Annotated in this window: 14 protein-coding genes and 2 pseudogenes; 6 read left to right on the forward strand and 10 right to left on the reverse strand. The window is 68.0% G+C overall.

The features are described 5' to 3' along the window. Positions 1 to 11: 11 nt before the first annotated feature. The 4 genes and pseudogenes from ABZS61_RS23640 to ABZS61_RS23655 form a co-directional block, all read left to right on the forward strand. Positions 12 to 1086, forward strand: a pseudogene (locus tag ABZS61_RS23640) (IS21 family transposase); the annotation flags it as partial. Positions 1087 to 1312: 226 nt separating this feature from the next. Further along, positions 1313 to 2125: a CPCC family cysteine-rich protein gene (locus ABZS61_RS23645; RefSeq protein WP_356424913.1), complete on the forward strand. Its 813-nt coding sequence runs from the start codon at positions 1313 to 1315 to the stop codon at positions 2123 to 2125. A 137-nt stretch (positions 2126 to 2262) separates the two neighbouring features. Next, positions 2263 to 2433: an ATP-binding protein gene (locus ABZS61_RS23650; RefSeq protein WP_356424916.1), complete on the forward strand. Its 171-nt coding sequence runs from the start codon at positions 2263 to 2265 to the stop codon at positions 2431 to 2433. 30 nt (positions 2434 to 2463) lie between these two features. Further along, positions 2464 to 2856 carry a hypothetical protein gene (locus ABZS61_RS23655; protein ID WP_356424577.1) on the forward strand — a complete coding sequence of 131 codons (393 nt, stop codon included), beginning with the start codon at positions 2464 to 2466 and terminating at the stop codon, positions 2854 to 2856. Positions 2857 to 2982: 126 nt separating this feature from the next. On the opposite strand, the gene ABZS61_RS23660 is transcribed toward ABZS61_RS23655, so the two are convergent. From ABZS61_RS23660 to ABZS61_RS23675, 4 genes are all read right to left on the reverse strand, one after another. Beyond that, a complete protein-coding gene (locus ABZS61_RS23660) occupies positions 2983 to 3378 on the reverse strand; it encodes a GNAT family N-acetyltransferase (RefSeq protein ID WP_356424580.1) in 396 nt (131 codons plus the stop codon). A gap of 387 nt (positions 3379 to 3765) precedes the next feature. Further along, the gene (locus ABZS61_RS23665) at positions 3766 to 4362 is read right to left on the reverse strand and encodes a hypothetical protein (RefSeq protein WP_356424583.1); all 597 of its coding nucleotides are present in this window, start codon (positions 4360 to 4362) and stop codon (positions 3766 to 3768) included. Beyond that, on the reverse strand, positions 4359 to 4733 hold the full coding sequence (locus tag ABZS61_RS23670; RefSeq protein ID WP_356424586.1) for a PadR family transcriptional regulator: 375 nt from the start codon (positions 4731 to 4733) through the stop codon (positions 4359 to 4361). Before ABZS61_RS23670 ends, ABZS61_RS23665 begins: the two co-directional genes overlap by 4 nt. Before the next feature lie 298 nt (positions 4734 to 5031). Beyond that, positions 5032 to 5889, reverse strand: a complete 858-nt coding sequence (locus tag ABZS61_RS23675; protein WP_356424589.1) for an aldo/keto reductase — start codon at positions 5887 to 5889, stop codon at positions 5032 to 5034. Positions 5890 to 6292: 403 nt separating this feature from the next. Between ABZS61_RS23675 and ABZS61_RS23680 the strand changes: the two genes are divergently transcribed. Then, a complete protein-coding gene (locus tag ABZS61_RS23680) occupies positions 6293 to 6760 on the forward strand; it encodes a DUF5959 family protein (RefSeq protein WP_356424592.1) in 468 nt (155 codons plus the stop codon). 267 nt (positions 6761 to 7027) lie between these two features. Here ABZS61_RS23680 and ABZS61_RS23685 read toward each other — a convergent pair whose 3' ends face one another. From ABZS61_RS23685 to ABZS61_RS23710, 6 genes and pseudogenes are all read right to left on the reverse strand, one after another. Beyond that, positions 7028 to 7507, reverse strand: coding sequence for a hypothetical protein (locus ABZS61_RS23685; protein ID WP_356424595.1), 480 nt, complete (start codon positions 7505 to 7507; stop codon positions 7028 to 7030). Positions 7508 to 7725: 218 nt separating this feature from the next. After that, the gene (locus tag ABZS61_RS23690) at positions 7726 to 8328 is read right to left on the reverse strand and encodes a DUF6000 family protein (protein WP_356424598.1); all 603 of its coding nucleotides are present in this window, start codon (positions 8326 to 8328) and stop codon (positions 7726 to 7728) included. Between the two features lie 161 nt (positions 8329 to 8489). After that, positions 8490 to 8849, reverse strand: a pseudogene (locus ABZS61_RS23695) (hypothetical protein); the annotation flags it as partial. 230 nt (positions 8850 to 9079) lie between these two features. Then, positions 9080 to 10180: a M20 family metallopeptidase gene (locus ABZS61_RS23700; protein ID WP_356424601.1), complete on the reverse strand. Its 1101-nt coding sequence runs from the start codon at positions 10178 to 10180 to the stop codon at positions 9080 to 9082. A 107-nt stretch (positions 10181 to 10287) separates the two neighbouring features. Next, the gene (locus ABZS61_RS23705) at positions 10288 to 11091 is read right to left on the reverse strand and encodes an alpha/beta fold hydrolase (RefSeq protein WP_356424919.1); all 804 of its coding nucleotides are present in this window, start codon (positions 11089 to 11091) and stop codon (positions 10288 to 10290) included. 186 nt (positions 11092 to 11277) lie between these two features. After that, positions 11278 to 11907: an alpha-ketoglutarate-dependent dioxygenase AlkB gene (locus ABZS61_RS23710; RefSeq protein ID WP_356424604.1), complete on the reverse strand. Its 630-nt coding sequence runs from the start codon at positions 11905 to 11907 to the stop codon at positions 11278 to 11280. A gap of 319 nt (positions 11908 to 12226) precedes the next feature. Here ABZS61_RS23710 and ABZS61_RS23715 point away from each other — a divergent pair, with 319 nt between their 5' ends. Beyond that, complete coding sequence (locus ABZS61_RS23715; protein ID WP_356424607.1) at positions 12227 to 13177, forward strand: aminoglycoside phosphotransferase family protein; 951 nt, start codon at positions 12227 to 12229, stop codon at positions 13175 to 13177. Positions 13178 to 13223 lie beyond the last annotated feature (46 nt).

Here is a 13223-nt window from a genome sequence, read left to right on the forward strand (position 1 = left end):
AGGTCCATCTCGAGCCCGAGATCCGGGTGTTGCTGAACGAGTGGCCGGGATGCCTGGGCCGGTGATCGCAGGACGGATCGGTTGGCCGCACTCGACGGCGCCGCTGCGCAAGCGGCTGGCGTTGATCCGGCCGGAGTACGTCGGTGTCGACCCGGTCGACCGGGTGACCTACGAGCCCGGCCAGATCACCCGGTGCGACCTGTGGTCCCCCGAGACGAAGGTGCAGGTCGGGGCCGGGCAGGAGCGAGTGCTGCCGGTGCTGGTGATGACGCTCGGGTTCTCCCGGTTCATGACCGCCACGATGATCCCGACCCGGCAGGGCGACGACATTCTGTCGGGCATGTGGTCGCTGATCCATGGCATCGGCCGCGTCACTCGAACATTTGCCTGGGACAGCGAGGCAGCCATCGGGGGAACCGGTCGTGTGACGCGCCGACCGCAGCGTTCGCGGGGACACTGGCCACCAAGATCAAGCTCTCCCCACCCCCGAGACCATGAATACAAGGGCCTGGTCGAGCGCCAGAATCAGTAGCTGGAGACCTCGTTTCTGCCGGGCCGTCAGCTCGTCTCCCTGGCGGACTTCAACGACCAACTCGGCCGGTGGTTCCTGCGGGCCACCACCCGGACCGTCCGCCCGATCCAAGGCCGCCCGGTGGACCTGCTGGAGACCGACTACCTGTCGATGCCCCCACTGCCGCCTGTCACCCCGCCGATCGGCCTGAACCACCGCATCCGGCTGGGCCTGGACTACTGCATCCGCATCGACACCGTCGACTACTCGGTGGACCCCCAGGCCATCGGCCGCTTCGTCGACGTCACCGCCTCACCCGAGACAGTGACCGTGTTCTGCCAGGGACAGATCGTCGCCCAGCATGTGAGGTCCCGGGCCAAACACGGGGTTGTCACCGACCCGATCCACGCAGCGACGGCCGCCCGGACGCGTGAGGCCCTGGCACTGGACCGCCAGAAGCGTGTGGCTGCCACCCGCCACCACACCGACGGACACGCGGTCGCGCTGGGGCCCTGCCGGACTACGACGCCCTGTTCGGCGTCGACTTCGACGAACCGTCCACGAAAGCGAAGTGATCCATGACCGCCTCCACCAAGACCAGGCCGACCGCCGCGGCATCCAGCCCGAAGGACGGCATGCCGTCCATGCTCGCCTACCTGACGCGGGTGCTGAAGATGCCCACGGTCGGTGCCTGCTGCCCTTCACCTCGCCGGGCGTGGTGCACGTATCTCCGTACTCCGAGGAGAACTCAACGAAGTACGCCGACACTTGGCGACGAAGCGGCGACGACGCGTCCGTCCGGTGCGAGGGCAAGGGCCGCAAGCACCGCGCCGTCCCACTGGACCGCAGCATCCAGGAGTTGCTGCGGGCCTGGCTCGGCGATCGCTCCGGCAAGCGCGGAGAACCTCTGTTCTGCACCCGAACCGGGCGACGTCTCACCCGAGAGGCCGTCGCCCAGCGCCTGGCCATCCACGTCCGACCGCCGCCGAAGCCTGCCCGACCCTCCTCGACAAGCACTTCCACCCGCACGTTCTACGCCACAGTTGCGCGATGTCCCTGCTCCAGACCGGTGTCGACACCACGGTGATCGCGCTCTGCCTCGGAGACTCCGGCGTCCGCTCCACCGACGCCTACGTCCACGCCGACATGACCATCAAAGAGAAGGCGCTCTCCCGCAGAGCATGGAACACTCAAGGCGTGATGACGCCCGGAGAGTTGCGCGCGGCATGTCCGGCCGGCGAGGGCCCGTATCCCTGCCCCTGCTGCAAACTTCCGACCCTGGATGAGCGCGTTGCATGGGAGATCTGCCACGAGTGCAGCTGGGAGGACGACGGACAGGACGACCTGAATGCAGACGAAGTATGGGGAGGTCCCAACGGATCGGAGAGCCTCACCGACGCCCGCCTCGACTACGCGCAGTATGCCGCGACCAGAAGAGCGACCGATCCCAGGTCAGTGGTGAACGGTGGTCAGGGCAGGTGGCTCGAAGCCTGCGTCGCCTACCGCGTCTCCCGAGGCTTGCCGGAGCGCTTTGCCACCCCGCCCACCCCGGCAACGATGCCGAACACCGCCGAGCGGAAGGACTGCTCAGCCAGCGGTGACCTTGCCCGCTGACCACAGCCCTCGGCATAGTCGCGGTATCGGCATAGATCGACGAGGTCGGCTACATCCCCTTCGACCAAGACGCGGCGAACCTGTTCTTCCAGCTCATCGCGTCACCTACGAACAGGGCTCTGTGATGGTCACCTCGAATCTGCCTCTTCGGGCGGTGGGGAGAGACCTTCTCCGACGATGTCGTCGCGGCCGCGATGATCGACCGACTCGCCCACCACGCCGAGGTCCTCACCCTGACCGGCGACTCCTACCGCACCCGCCAGCGACGCGAGCTGCTGGCAAAGGGAAACCGGGCGCACCAGGACTGACCGGATCTCTTCTCGGGCAACGATGAGGGCGTGACGAACGAACGAAGCGAACCCACAGCCCTGATCGCGCGGAGGATGCGCACGGCACTCGCAGAAGCCCTCTGGGACCCCGCCGACGATTCCGCCGCAGCCTTCGAAGTACTGACAGCCATGGTCGAAGGAGTCTGCGGGAGAGCCACTACTGCCGATACGGACCTGCCCCTGCTGTTCGAGTCGGAGCCGCTGTTATCGGCCTACCTGTTCTGCGCATCGCTGCAGAAGTCGCTGAACCTGGACTACCTGCGGCAGCACCCTGACTATCGCGAGACCTCACCAGCCGAGCACCTGGAACACATCCGGCCTCATTTTCCCAAGTTCTACCAGCGGCAGCAGGAGGTACTACAGCTGATCGACGCAGAGTTCCCGCAGCCCGGTGGCCCATGACCAGCAGAGCCCAGGTTGGACCATCCACGTGCAGAATCAACGAGGGCCCCTGAAGCTGCCGGTGTCGGCTTCGGTGGGGATGCCGAGTGTGACCAGGCGTCTCAGCTCGGCTCGAGAACCATCCTCTTAGAGAGCGATCAGCCCCGCCGGCGTCTCCCGGAACCCACAGCCATCGAGATAGAACGAACGCAGATGTTCCTCGAAGTCGACGTGCAGCCACTCGCACTTCGCGGCCCGGGACTCCTTGGCCGCAGCTGCCACGAGTGCGGCGCCGACCCCTCTCGACCGAAGATGCCGGGCGACCACCGTGTCCAGAATGAAGGCGTGTGCTCCGCCGTCCCAGGCAACGTTGACGAATCCGATCAGAGAGCCGTCTTCCCACGCACAGACCCAGCCGAGGCTGTGGCGCTCAAGTCGTGCTCGCCAGTCGGTCTGAGTGACCGGGGAGCCGAAGCCGTCCGCGTGCAACTCGTCCAGGGATGAGTTGCCGAACTCGGCCCGCCACTCATACGTGATCGCCACGTCCGGATCATAGTGCCCGGGGACAGGACCGGCCGGTAGCGACTACTGGGTGAGGGGACCCCGTTTGCGGCGACGTTGAATATCGCACGGCCCTTGATCCCCTCCGGACCGGACGGGCATCTCTGCTGTGCCTGTACGGGGACGGCCTTCGTCGGGTCGTCCCAGCAGGATCTGAGCACGTGTGGGTTGCTGGGGGTGCTCACGCTGACGAGAAGAGAGGAGGCTTCGCTCCGACTGTGGGAAGCCACCGCTCAGGGTGCCGTTACTCGGTCGGGCGCAGATCCTCACCCTCGTGACCCGCCGCATCACCCGTCAACCGGCCACACTTCGTCACCGCGCGCCGGTCGGCGACGACACCTGACAGACCTCCAGGCCGGAATCAATGTCTCAGACGCGGCGGACCCGCCAGAGCCATGCTGCCGTGCCGGCCAGCAGAACGAGCATCGCCAAGTTGGCCAGGAGAGCCGGGCCGTCGCCCGACGGGCCGCCGCTGGAAAGGTTCCAGGTGACTATGACAGCACTTGGCAGGACGGCCGCAAGCAGTACGCCGGTGGTCTTCTGGACGGCGGCCCAGTGCACTGAGGTGCAGAGAAGTACCGCGCCGGTGATGCGGAACAGGACACCGAACACCGGCCCGGGGAGGTCGGGGAAGACCATCATGAAGGGCAGCGAGAGGGTGAGCATCAGGAGCGGGACCAGGGGGTGCACCTTGCCGCGTCGGGTGGGGGTAACGACGCCGCCCCGGGCCGATGCCCCGGCATCCCCGTTCCCGGACTCCGTCAGCGCAGTCGCCGCGATCGTGCGGGGGTCCCCCAGCTCCGCCAGGACCTCTCCGAGAGGGGTGTCGGGGCGTTCGGCGCGCGTCACCTCGATGTGTTCGGCAAGGTCGGCGAGAAGTTCCTGGCGACGTTCGGCGGGGAGCGCGGAGGCCTCGCGCTCGACGGCGGAGAGGTAGTCGCGCACGGGGTCGGCAGAGGTCTTCATTCAGGGGCTCCGGTGGAGGGGTGCGGGGTGGTCAGGAAGGCGTCGACGGCGTCGCGGAATCCGGGCCAGACGCGGGTGAACTCGTCGAGTGCGGCCCGGCCGCTGTCGGTGAGGGCGTAGTAGCGGCGGGGTGGTCCGGAGGCGGACTCCTGCCAGGTGGTGGTGACCAGGTCGTCGCGGCGGAGCCGGGAGAGCAGCGGGTAGACCGTGCCCTGACTGGTGGCCAGGGCGCCTGAGCTCTGCAGAGCGTGGAGGAGTTCCACGCCGTAGCGGGGGCGGTCCCGCATCAGGGCGAGTACGCAGTACTCCAGGACACCCTTGCGCAGCTGGGCTGCCGCCCGGGCCTGTCTGGCCGAATCACCTGGTTCCATGCCATGCAAGATACCTGGCGGGGCAAGGGAATGGGAAACGGGATGCGGATGCGGATCCCCTTGATTTATCGCTCTGGTGATGTCGGCGCCGACGATCTTTCGGGTCGTCACCAGGCCGCAATCGGGCGGATGACGCAGAGGGACCCACAGATCGGACGGCCATCTCTCGCCGGACGTGGTCGGCCTGTCGTGCGTGCGGGAGAGGCCGGCGGCGGATCAGCCGGCCATGGGATGGGGGTAAGTGCTGAGCTGTTCAGCGACGCATCCGGCAGCTTGGGGTGGCCCTGGGACCGGACACTCAAGACCGAGCGGTCTGACCGGGCTTCTCCGACAGCCGGTTGAGGCGGTGGCGTTGAGCGGGCGTCAGATTGAGGTCTGCCGCCGCAAGATTCTCCTCCAGGTGGTCGATCCGAGCGGTACCCGGGATCGGAAGGATGACCGGCGAGTGACCGAGAAGCCAGGCGAGGGCGACCTGTGTGGGGGTGCCGCCGGCCTCGGATGCCACTGCGGCAATTTCGGCCCGCTCGCCCGACGCGCCCCAGGCGACGGGCCGCCAGGGCAGAAAGGCGATCCCCGCCGCCTCGCAGGCCGCGAGCACGGGCTCGTGCTCGCGGTCGAGCAGGTTGTAGCGGTTCTGGACGCTCGAGACGTCGATGATCTCCCGAGCCCGGCCGAGTTCGGCGGTGGTGACCTCGGACAGGCCGATCCGCCCGATCTTGCCCTCGGTCTGCAGCTCCCGCAGCGTGCCGAGCTGGTCGGCGAGGGCCGTTTCCGGATCGATGCGGTGCAGTTGCAGTAGCTCGACCCGTTCGACGCGCAGCCGCCGCAGGCCCTGTTCGACCTGCGCGCGCAACGAGGCCGGTCGGCCGTCCAGCCCCCACTCGCCCGTTTCCGGCGACCGGACGACGCCGACTTTCGTGGTGATGAGCAGTCCGTCCGGGTAAGGGTGCAGAGCCTCAGCGAGTAGCTCCTCGTTCGCTCCCCCGCCATACATGTGCGCGGTGTCCATCAGGGTGACGCCGAGTTCGACGGCCCGCCGGGCCACTGCGACAGACATTTCGCGGCCGGAGGCGGGCTCGGTCGGCAGGTGCATGGCTCCAAAGCCGAGCCGTCGAACGCCCAGGTCCCCCGCGATGTGAAACGTATTCGATACCACTGCAGTTTCCCCCTCTTTCGACTGGCACAGCTAGCAGCGCAGTTGCTGGTGCCCGCAATTCAGGCGGGAACTGGCGGGTGTTCCGGCGGAGGGGGCCATTGCCCCCTCCGCGCACCGCTGCCTCGTCGGAGCAAGTCGATCGTGAGCCGTGCGACCCAACGGAGTACGGGTCAGTCAACAGCACCACCGCGGGCCGGGCGTCGGTCTCCGGCGTGAACAGTACCGGTTTGCCCAGGGGACGGTCGATCATCTGGATTAGGCACACAGCACGTTGACCTGACCTCGCCGGCGTACGACGAAACGTAGGCTTGACGCCTGAGAACTCCGAACGCAGAGCCTCATGACGGGCCGAGCACTGCAGTACCTGCATGATGTCGGCAGTCGATGCGTACGAGGAGCTGGGATGGCCGAGGGCAGCAAGGTGGATCTCATTCGCCTGGCCGATGGGGAGAGCAGTCTCGAGGTCCGCGTTCGGGGCCGCCACATGTCTGAGGTGCTGCCCTGGCACGACTTTCTCGACGCGGAGGTCGTCGTGACAAGCGGGTTCGCCCGCGGACGCTTGGAGGTGCGTCTGGCGCCAGATGATGCGGACAGCTGCTCACAGGTTCTGGGCGCACTCGCCGCCAGTCGGAACGTTCCGTGGATGGACGAGGGACGTGCTCCCGAGATCAGATTCGAATTGTCCGGGCAGGGCGGGGTTGCGGTGGTTGTGGTGGAGGACGTGGCCGGATCGGGGACATCCGTCCGTGTCCCGGTATGTGCGGCCGACGGATGGACTGATGAGCACCATGATCGGCTCAGGCACGTCCGAGCGTCCTGGCCCCAGGAGGTCGTGGCGACCTCCCCTGGCGCCTACGAGTGGCGGCGATGAACCGCTGTGAGTCACCATCAGCAGCTGGACTCGCAGGTTAGGTTGAGAAAGCTTCATGGATGTCGTCGTGGATCTCGCGGCGAATGCGCAAGCGTCACAACCAGTGCAGGTGAGCAGACGCGCGCTCTACGAAAAGCGCTGAGTCCGAGGCCGGAGCCGTGTCCGGTGCCCAGGCGGGCGATAACCGACTTCACGCCGAGGTCACGAATCCTCTCTGCACCCACCGGTGACGGCCGAGCCGTAACCCCGTCCGCCGGGGGCTGATGCTCACTCGATCTCGAGGGGCCCGATGCCGAGATCCTCACGCATGCGGCGACGCATCTGCGCCATGGCCGTGCGTCGTTGCGCGATGAGAGGTGCTTCCTCGGCGGATCCGACAGCTATCCCCCGGGCGTAGGCGTCACGTATCGTCGCCCAGCTGTGGAACGCCTCATTTCCCGCCGCCACCACCTGGGGCGGACCCACGAGCCAGAGGCGCTCACTGGCCGTGTAGATGCCGGTGCCACGGAAGGCTTCCCGCACGGCGACATCACGAGCCGAGTCGGACATGTGATCACCCAAAGCGACGGCGCGTATCTCTTCACCTGCGGTCTTGAGGGCGGAAACGAACTCGCTGTATACCTCGCGCCGTAGCTCCAGCGCGTGCCTGGCCCCCTCCCGCCGCCACCGATTTCGATCCGCGATCAGAGTGGCCGAGATGCCGATGACGGCACCGGCCAGTGTGGAGAGCAGAGGCATCCAGTTCATGTGCAGCAGCTTGTCCGAACCAGCCCGCCAGGAACAGGGGTTCCCGCTGCGGAGGCGGCACCAGCCTTGGCGAAACAGTGCGGTGCGCAACCTGGCGAGAAGCCTGTCAAGGCACCTTCAATGCCGTGATCACACCAGGCTGGACAGGGTTTCTCACATCGGTGGTCGGCGGATACGGGACAGCCCTACCGAACACCCCCGCCAGGACGAAAAGCCTTCTACCTGGGCGAGTCGATCAATGCGCACAGGTCATCGATGAACCGGCTCGGCACCGAGGGCTTGAACTGGGCTTCGTTCCACCGCTGCCACATGCCTCCTGGGGTGAGGAAGCGGGTGGCGTACTCGGTTCCGGCTCTGCTGTCGATGTGGAGGAGCGCACTCATTGCCCAGTGCTGGTCGTACTGACAGTCAGGCCGTTGGAGATAGCGCTCCAAGTAGGCCGCCAGGTGCAGGGCATCTGCCTCCGTGCAGAAGTGCGCGAGAGCGAAGCAGTAGCCCTGACCGGAGAAGCACAGTCGGCTGTCGAGAAGCATGTCCCCGAGCACGTCCCGGAAGTGCTCACGGCGGCTCGCACCGATCAGCCAGGCAGCGGTGAGGCGGGAGCGCCATTCGCTCTCCAAGAGGATCTCGAGTTCGTCGTCGGTGATCGCCTGGGCGGCTGATCGCAGGGACTGCAGGAAGGGTGCGCGTACGTCCTCGTCGTCGTGCAGGAAATTGCCGTGGAGGAGATGGAGGTAGCGCGCGGTGCCGTTGACGGTGGGGTTGACGTAGCGGTCGATGACGTCGAGCAGCTCGTGGTCCGAGGAACGAGGAAAGCGCATGACGGCATCCTGCCCGTGCGCCAACGGTCTGCGACCAGCGGGTGCGGCAGTAGCGGGCCCGGCCCGGCCGTAGTCTGCGCGTTCGAGGAACTCGGGCCTGGTGCCCGGCCTTCGGCCTGGCTGGAGCCCAAAGGTGTCACCGGCGTTCCGCGACAGCCCAGCTAATGCGGGAAGCGGCGGGGAGGGCGGGTCACCACGGTGTCCCGGAACTCAGCGATCCGCGAATGGACTTGGCGCATCAGGTACGTGTCCTCGATGCGATCCAGGTAGAGGCAGCGGTCTGCCAAGCCCGGGAGGTCGAAGGCGAAGTACAGGGCCATCAGCGGGTTCACGAACAATTCGCTGCCCCGGGTGCGGTCAGTGAACCGGACATCGCCGAACGAGCCGCGCACGGCTGCCGCGATCGAACCGTTCACAATGCTGGGACGCTCCGGGGTGTGGTTCTGAGCGTGCGCCACCGCGTCAAGATACAGGGCGCTCTCACGAGTGGCGCGCGGTATCGAGAACGCGCCGAGGTAGGCAGCCCGGAGGGGGCCAGGCGCACGGCCCGGCCATTCACCGCAGTGACGATCCGCCGGCGCTCTCGACCGGGGCCGGAGGCTGCGTACCCGTCGGGATGCTTCGCAACCCGGGGATGGGAAGCGGGAATGCTCAGGATGGTCGGCGAGCGAGACCGGCCGGGGCCGTGCAGGGTGGGCCGGTCGCCCCCGGTCGGCGCAGCATCCACGCGGCGGCGGCCCGCCGCGTCCTCCTACCCGTTCCGAATCGCGTTCACCAGTCCGGCGATGAGGGTGGCCCTCTCCGTCATGGCGTCGACCACCAGGTATTCGTGGTCCGCGTGGGCACCACCCCCGACCGCACCGAGGCCATCGAGTGTCGGAACCCCCAGTGCGGCGGTGAAGTTGCCGTCGCTTCCGCCGCCGACCGACTTGCCTTCGATGCCGGGGAGAATCCGCTGCGCCACGCCAAAGAGTTCGATCGATGTCGATTCGGGCATCGGGGGACGGCCGACTTCACCCTGAACCGAGATCTCTGCCTCATCGAGATGCGGGGCCAGTGCCGCGAACGCGGACTCGATTCGTTCCTTCTCGTCGGCCGACTCGACCCGTACGTCGACGATGACGGTCGCCTCTGCGGGAACGACGTTGTCCAGAGTTCCTGCGGAGGCGACGGTCGGGGTGACTGTCGTGCCGATGTCGGGCCGGCCCAGCGCTGCGATATCCAGTACCTGGTGGGCTGCCTCGATGAGGGCGTTGACTCCGGCGGCGGGCTCGAGGCCCGCATGGGACGCCCGGCCCGTCACGGAGACCTGGAACGTGCCGCAGCCCTTGCGTCCGGTTTTCAGGCCTCCCCCGTCGGCGGCGCCTTCGACGACGAGGACAGCGCCGCAGGCCAGGGCTCGTTCCTCGATGAGGGCTCGGGAGGAGCGCGAGCCGACCTCTTCGTCGGCGGTCACCAGGATCTCGACGCCTGACCGGTCGTCGAGCGTCGCCACACCGTGAACGGCCTGCACCAGACCGCCGAGCATGTCGAAGACCCCGGGCCCGGTCGCATGTCCGTCCTGGACCATGAACGGGCGGCGTTCGAGGGTGCCGAGCGGAAACACCGTGTCGTGGTGGCCGAGGATCAGAACCTTCGGATCGCCACCGGCCGACCAGTGGACGTGCGGCCCCGCTGGGCTCTCGATGAGGACGGCATGCCCGCCGAGGCGACACTCGAGGACCGCGGCGACAGCTTCGGCCGATGTCCGCAGGGCGTCGGCATCGCGCGACGGAGACTCGATCTCCACGAGTGTTCGGAGGTCCTCGATCATCGCGTCAACGCTCGCGCCGACGGCCTTGTGCATGGTCATTCCGCAAGGCTACTGGCGAGACAGCCGTCGACCGGGCCCGGTGGTCGAGGCGGGCCCGTCAGGACGACGTACGTCGGGCGGTGGTGGTGGCCTCGGTTCCCGGGGGGTCAGCTCAGTTGCTGCAGGAAGAAGGCGGCCGCTTCCCTGCCGACGGTGACGCGGGCCGCAGGGTCGGCGGGTTCCGGGGCGAAGAAGTCGTCGTGGCGGACGTCGGGGCCGACCGAGCGGCCACCAGCCGTCGGGATGTGCTCCAGATACGGCCTGGTGTCCTCCTCGTACGGGGCGATCGTGTCGGCCCCGGCCCAGCGGATCTCCACCGGTACGCGCACGGCTGCCAAGCTCTCCGGAGTGACCAGGCTGCCGATTCCGGGGGCCACTTGGAAGACCGCCCGTACCCGGGAGTCGGAGAGGTCCGCTCCGGCGCCGTGCAGACCGCGCATCGACGTCTCGTCCTCGGGGTGCTTCTTCCTCAGCGCCTCCAGGACCCCGGGGAATTCAGGAACCTCTGGCAGGGGCGCCTTCCCGGTCAGCACGGCCTGAAGGATCTGCGGATCGATACGGGCCCCGGCGAGCGCCGCCACCGTGTAGGCGCCGAGGGAGAAGCCCGCCGCGCCGACGTGACCCAGGGGTTGTTCGCGGGCGAGTGCGTCGAGCACGAACGAGACATCCCGAGGCCGCTCCCATACGTGGAGGAAGCCCTCCGGCTCGTAGCCGTCGACGAAGTTGTTTCCGTGGTGATCGAGGGCGGCCACCCGGAACCCTGCTTCGCGCAGCGGGCCTACCAACCACTCCATGTCGCTTCCTGAACCGCCGGTGCCGTGCGAGACAACTATCAGCGGAGCAGGTACAGAGGGCGGGGCCGACGATTCCCACAGATAGAGACGGATGGGCCGTGCACGGTGCGGGTCCACCAGATCAGCGCGGCTTTCATCGTGCAGGACACGTATCAGCGGCTGTTCCTGCCCGGAGATCTTCATGACCACATCGTAGGGAGGCAACCGCCCCTGCTGGTACGCCTTCCCCCTTCAGCGGGGCGAGTTGGGGGCAGCTCACGTCGAGCCGATGAAGGGGTCCGCCGGGGCCCGGCGCCTACCCGGTCACTGCACCCCGTGGGGCCGGAACTGGATGCTGATACGTCCTCCCGCGGCCCGCGCGGATTTGGGGACGGAATGCTCCCAGGTCCGCTGACAGGAACCGCCCATCACGATCAGATCGCCGTGCCCGAGGGGGCGCCGGACGACGGCACCGCCGCGGCGCGGGCGCAACAGCAGGTCGCGGGGCGCTCCCACGGACACGATGGCGACCATCGTGTCCTCGCTCGCTCCCCGGCCGATGCGGTCGCCGTGCCAGGCCACACTGTCGCGCCCGTCGCGGTAGTGGCACAGACCGGCCGTCGTGAAGGGTTCACCGAGCTCAGCGGCGTAGTGCGTGGACAGAGCCTGGCGTGCTTCGTCGAGGGCGGGGTGCGGCAGCCGTTCGCCGGAGCGGTAGAAGGCGAGCAGGCGCGGGACGTCGACGAGCCGCTCGTACATCTGCCGGCGTTCGGCCTTCCAGGGCACATCCGTGGCCAGCTGTTCGAACAGGACGTCGGCGCCACTCAGCCAGCCGGGCAGCAGGTCGATCCAGGCACCGTCGCCGAGTCCGGTCCTGCTCAGCCCGGCCAGCGGACGTAGACACACGTCTTCACTCTGATCGAAGAGGGACCCCTGGACCTGGTGCGATGCCATACCTCCAGAGTACCCCTAATTCGAACACGTGAACCATTAGGGTCGGGCGTACGCATCCACCGGCCCACGCGGTCGCGACCGGGCGATGCCGTGCGTTCACTGCGGTCGAGCGGTCGTCGCCGTCGAGCAGTTCGAGCCGGCGCGACGAAATCCCGGGGTTGTCGAACAGCCCGATCCGGACGGCCTCGGCCACCTCGCAGCTGAGGAAAGCCACCCTGGCAGAAGGCTGGGTATCGAAGGCGTCCCGTCCTCCCAGCACGGGCACCGGTCGTCCCGGCGTACCGGATCCGGGCGCCGGCCCTGCGCGTAGGGTGCCTGGATGATCGGGACACCAGAGGCGTTCTCGGGGAGCACCATCGCGCGCGAGGGAGAACCCGGGGCGGCGTGGCTCGCGGTCCTGCCCACCGTCGTCGACGAGTTGTTGGCCCGCTGGGACTGCGTGCCGGACGGCGAAGTGATGCACGGGGGTGTCGGGATCATCGTTCCCGTACGGCGGCGGGACGGCGGGGCCGCCGTACTGAAGGTGTCCTTCCCCCACCCCGGCAACGTCCACGAGCCGGACGCGTTCGCGGTGTGGGGCGGGCGCGGAGCCGTCCTGCTGCACGAGCGGTATGACGAGTCCTTCGCCATGCTCCTGGAGCGGGTCCGGGCGTCGACCCTCGCGGAGGTCGAGGACGACGACGAGGTGGTGACGGTCGCCGGAAGGCTCAGCCGCCGACTGGCGGTCCCCGCGCCGCCCGGCCTGCCCCGGCTGCGGGGGCTGGCCGAATCCTGGGAGGAGCAGCTGCGCAAGGATGCCGAGGAGCTGACGCACGCGCTGTCGCCCTACGTGGTCGACACAGCAGTGGCGACCGTCCGGGAACTGGGCCGGGTCCAGCCCGACACTCTCGTCCACGGTGACCTGCACGGCGGAAACATCCTGCGCGCCGACCGTGAGCCGTGGCTGGCAGTCGATCCGAAGGGGTACGCGGGAGATCCCGCTTACGACGGCGGCACGCTGCTCACATCGCGCGCCTTGACGATGTTCGGGGCGGACGACCTCCACCGGGCCGTCCTCCGCGCTCTGGACGCCTTCGCCGAAGCTGCGGAACTCGATCGCGTACGCGTCCGGCGATGGGCTCAGCTTCATGCCGTCCAGGCCGCGTTCTGGGGTCGGCGCCACGGATTCCGCAGAGCACGCAGCGGACCTCGGCTGGACCGGCTCACCGAATTCGCCGACCATCTGGCGATGCTGCTCACGGAGAGCGGCCAGGGTCCGTCGCCCGGCTGACGTGCGGGCGTCCGCGGCAGAACCTCGCGACGCCGCGCAGGACGGT

The sequence above is a fragment of the Streptomyces sp. NPDC005566 genome, from assembly GCF_040605575.1.
Lineage (GTDB): Bacteria > Actinomycetota > Actinomycetes > Streptomycetales > Streptomycetaceae > Streptomyces.

Coding starts and splice junctions, on each gene's coding strand:
- ABZS61_RS23715 (WP_356424607.1), top strand. CDS start 12,227: ATGATCGGGACACCAGAGGCGTTCTCGGGGAGCACCATCGCGCGCGAG.
- ABZS61_RS23685 (WP_356424595.1), bottom strand. CDS start 7,507: ATGAACTGGATGCCTCTGCTCTCCACACTGGCCGGTGCCGTCATCGGC.
- ABZS61_RS23670 (WP_356424586.1), bottom strand. CDS start 4,733: ATGGAACCAGGTGATTCGGCCAGACAGGCCCGGGCGGCAGCCCAGCTG.
- ABZS61_RS23690 (WP_356424598.1), bottom strand. CDS start 8,328: ATGCGCTTTCCTCGTTCCTCGGACCACGAGCTGCTCGACGTCATCGAC.
- ABZS61_RS23665 (WP_356424583.1), bottom strand. CDS start 4,362: ATGAAGACCTCTGCCGACCCCGTGCGCGACTACCTCTCCGCCGTCGAG.
- ABZS61_RS23710 (WP_356424604.1), bottom strand. CDS start 11,907: ATGGCATCGCACCAGGTCCAGGGGTCCCTCTTCGATCAGAGTGAAGAC.
- ABZS61_RS23700 (WP_356424601.1), bottom strand. CDS start 10,180: ATGACCATGCACAAGGCCGTCGGCGCGAGCGTTGACGCGATGATCGAG.
- ABZS61_RS23680 (WP_356424592.1), top strand. CDS start 6,293: ATGGCCGAGGGCAGCAAGGTGGATCTCATTCGCCTGGCCGATGGGGAG.